Source organism: Ramlibacter albus, assembly GCF_014297445.1.
GTDB lineage: Bacteria > Pseudomonadota > Gammaproteobacteria > Burkholderiales > Burkholderiaceae_C > Ramlibacter > Ramlibacter albus.
Map to the genome: position 1 here is coordinate 1 of NZ_JACORU010000028.1, position 2,659 is coordinate 2,659.

Sequence of the window (2,659 nt, forward strand, 5' to 3'; positions counted from 1 at the left end):
GGCCATGGACTTCCCCTCTCACAGGTGGTTGATGAGACTTCGACAATCCCATCGTGGCACTTCGTTGCCGTACTCCGCAACTGCGCGGGCACCCAGGGACGGGGAAGTCCCTTTCATTCGTTAGACGACAGCGTGGCTAACATTCTGATCTACGCAACGCGCGCTGACTTCGACTCAATTCGAAGGTGGATTAACGACTCAGAAGAAGTGGCTTGGATCGTGAAGGTGCGCCAATTGGACCTTCGATACGAGTGGAGAGCGGTCCCAAAACTCGAGCGTGTGGAACAACAGTCATATGCGGTGTGGCACCCTGCCGCAGGTCCGCTCAACATTCCATCGGGTCGACCCGAGGTACCCGATGCCCTAGTTCCAGACCCCTTTGCTGGATGGACACAGACTCTCTCCTACGCTGGAGCAACATCGCCTTGGTTCGGGGCAAACTTGCCCGGGCCATTCAAATTCAAATTTGCGGAAGACGGGTGCGAAGCGCCGGGAAATCTCGCACGATCTGAGTTCACTTGGGATGGCGACCGCTATCGATCGATAGGAAAGCCTGCTCATCCAGCTGCGCTCGGGTGGTGGAGAAAGCTAGATCGCTTTGTCAAGAAATCCGCCGTAGCGGTTCCATGGGTCGAGGCTCTGAGCAATCGGAAGATTATCCCAAAGGCGTATGTGTTTCCTGATGCTCAGCGTCAGCTTCAGAAGGGTCGTGGTCGAGACATCAATCCTTGGCTTCCGCATCTCATTGCGGGGCAAGTGGCGTGAAGACGTCTAACATGTCAGTCAACTCGGACGCCTTGCGGCGTCCGCGCGCTTCGCACGCTCCTGGCGCAAGGCGCCGGTTACCTTCACGTTAGGCCGTGCCGGCAACATCGTGCGATGACTAAGACCGAGAAGATCCTGGCCGCTTACGAGCGCTTCGGAGCTGCAATCGCTGCCATTCCGGATGAGCGGGCGCAAGCGCTCCATCGAACATCAGTTGGTGCCCGTGAGTTCATCGCGAACGCGCGCGCGCAAAATCCGAGGGTTACTGCCTCGCAGGTCGGCGCCGGGCTTGAACAGGGTCTGCGAGAAACGCCCGGACTGATTCAAGGCGTTGCGCCAGCGTGGCGCGCACAAGCTGCGGCCGCGTTCCATAACGCCGTGTTGTCCGTCTATCCGGAGTTCATGGTGCTCGAATCCGAGAGATTGAAGAAGGTTCTGGCCCGCGGCAAGATTCGGTCTGAAGCGGAATTTCATCGCGTTCGTTACGAGATTGACCTTCTCGAAGGCGACTCTGGCCGGAAAGACGAACTGAGCACTCTCTATGCACTTGTCGACTCCTTTGAGGCCCGCGCCTAACAAGGCGGTCAACACGGACGCACAAGGGCGGCCGCTCCCTTCGGTCGCACCTGTTCTTGTGCGCCGTTTACCTCGACGTTATGTCTCATCAGTGACGCTCTAGACAGCTATGCGCCTTAGGCGTATAGTCAGGGATGCTCACGGTCGTCGAAACTCTCCTGTTCCAGAAGCAATGGCCGTTGTACTGGACCGAGGACGAGCGAGCAGAGTTCGCGGTGTTCATTGCCGAGTATCCAGACGCCGGAGTTGTGGTTCCCGAATCTGGAGGCATCTTCAAGGTGCGCTGGAAGCGGGCTGGTAGTGGCAAGTCTGGCGGGGTTCGTGTCATCTACTTCGTGCGGACAGTCGAAGAAGAGGTCGTGCTTCTGACGCTGTACGCGAAAGCGAAGACAGACAACCTCTCGGGCGCCAAGCTGAAGGAGATTCGCCGTGCCCTCGAAAGCTAAGCCCATGAGCGATGCGCAACTACGAGCCTACGAGGCCAAGCGCGACCTGGCTGCCGAATTGCTGGAGTCTGTGCAGCAAATGAAGGCGGGAAAGACCAAAGTGGTCCACTCGCCCGCAGCAGAAGCTCGCGAGCGTACGGGCCTTTCGCAGTCGCAGTTCGCAGAACTTCTCGGTGTGTCGGTGCGCACGCTGCAAGGCTGGGAGCAGGGGCGCAAGCAGCCTAGTGGTGCAGCGCGGACCTTGCTGACGATTGCGCGGGACAATCCCAAGGCACTGATAGCAGCCGCTGGCAAGCACTGAGCATGAGACATAACAAGCGAGTCAACGCGGACAAGGAGCTTGCACCGCTTTAGTGGACACTCTTACCTAACGGAGAGAGTGGTCAATGGCAAAGAGAAACGGGCCAGCCAAGATCAAGCAATACAGCTTGGAGTTCAAACTCAAGGCAGTCCAATTGAGTGACCAGCCTGGGGTGCTGATCAAGGATGTGGCGGAGTCGCTGTGCATTCATCCTTTCATGCTGTCCAAGTGGCGAAAGCAGGTGCGAGACGGTGTCTTGGTCGGCGATGCGTCACCACTTCAGCCGCAGGAGACCGCGGAGCTGCAACGGCTGCGTGAGGTCGAGAAGCAGTTCAAGCGCTTGCAGATGGAGCACGACATCCTAAAAAAAGCTATCCGGTTTGCCTCCGAACGAAAGATGAGGTCTTCGGCTTCATCGAGGCAAACCGGCAAGCCTTCCCGGTCCAAGGTAAGCGTCCGGTGATGGCACCTTGACGCTGGCGGTCAGCGCTCGGCTATGCCGGCCCATTGACCTCGTCGGTAAACACGTCGTCGGACCATGCGAGTCCGATTGCCTTGTCCAGGCGCTTCA

The 2,659-nt window shown here is 58.2% G+C and carries 4 protein-coding genes; all 4 read left to right on the forward strand.

The annotated features are described in order from the left end of the window. Positions 1-879: 879 nt before the first annotated feature. The 4 genes from H8R02_RS29940 (at position 880) to H8R02_RS29955 (ending at position 2,551) form a co-directional block, all read left to right on the forward strand. Complete coding sequence (locus tag H8R02_RS29940) at positions 880-1,341, forward strand: hypothetical protein (RefSeq protein WP_187085686.1); 462 nt, start codon at positions 880-882, stop codon at positions 1,339-1,341. Positions 1,342-1,475: 134 nt separating this feature from the next. After that, on the forward strand, positions 1,476-1,787 hold the full coding sequence (locus tag H8R02_RS29945; RefSeq protein WP_187085688.1) for a type II toxin-antitoxin system RelE/ParE family toxin: 312 nt from the start codon (positions 1,476-1,478) through the stop codon (positions 1,785-1,787). 4 nt (positions 1,788-1,791) lie between these two features. Further along, positions 1,792-2,088, forward strand: a complete 297-nt coding sequence (locus H8R02_RS29950) for a helix-turn-helix domain-containing protein (protein WP_187085690.1) — start codon at positions 1,792-1,794, stop codon at positions 2,086-2,088. Between the two features lie 85 nt (positions 2,089-2,173). Beyond that, positions 2,174-2,551 carry a transposase gene (locus H8R02_RS29955; protein ID WP_187085692.1) on the forward strand — a complete coding sequence of 126 codons (378 nt, stop codon included), beginning with the start codon at positions 2,174-2,176 and terminating at the stop codon, positions 2,549-2,551. The last annotated feature ends 108 nt before the right edge of the window (positions 2,552-2,659 follow it).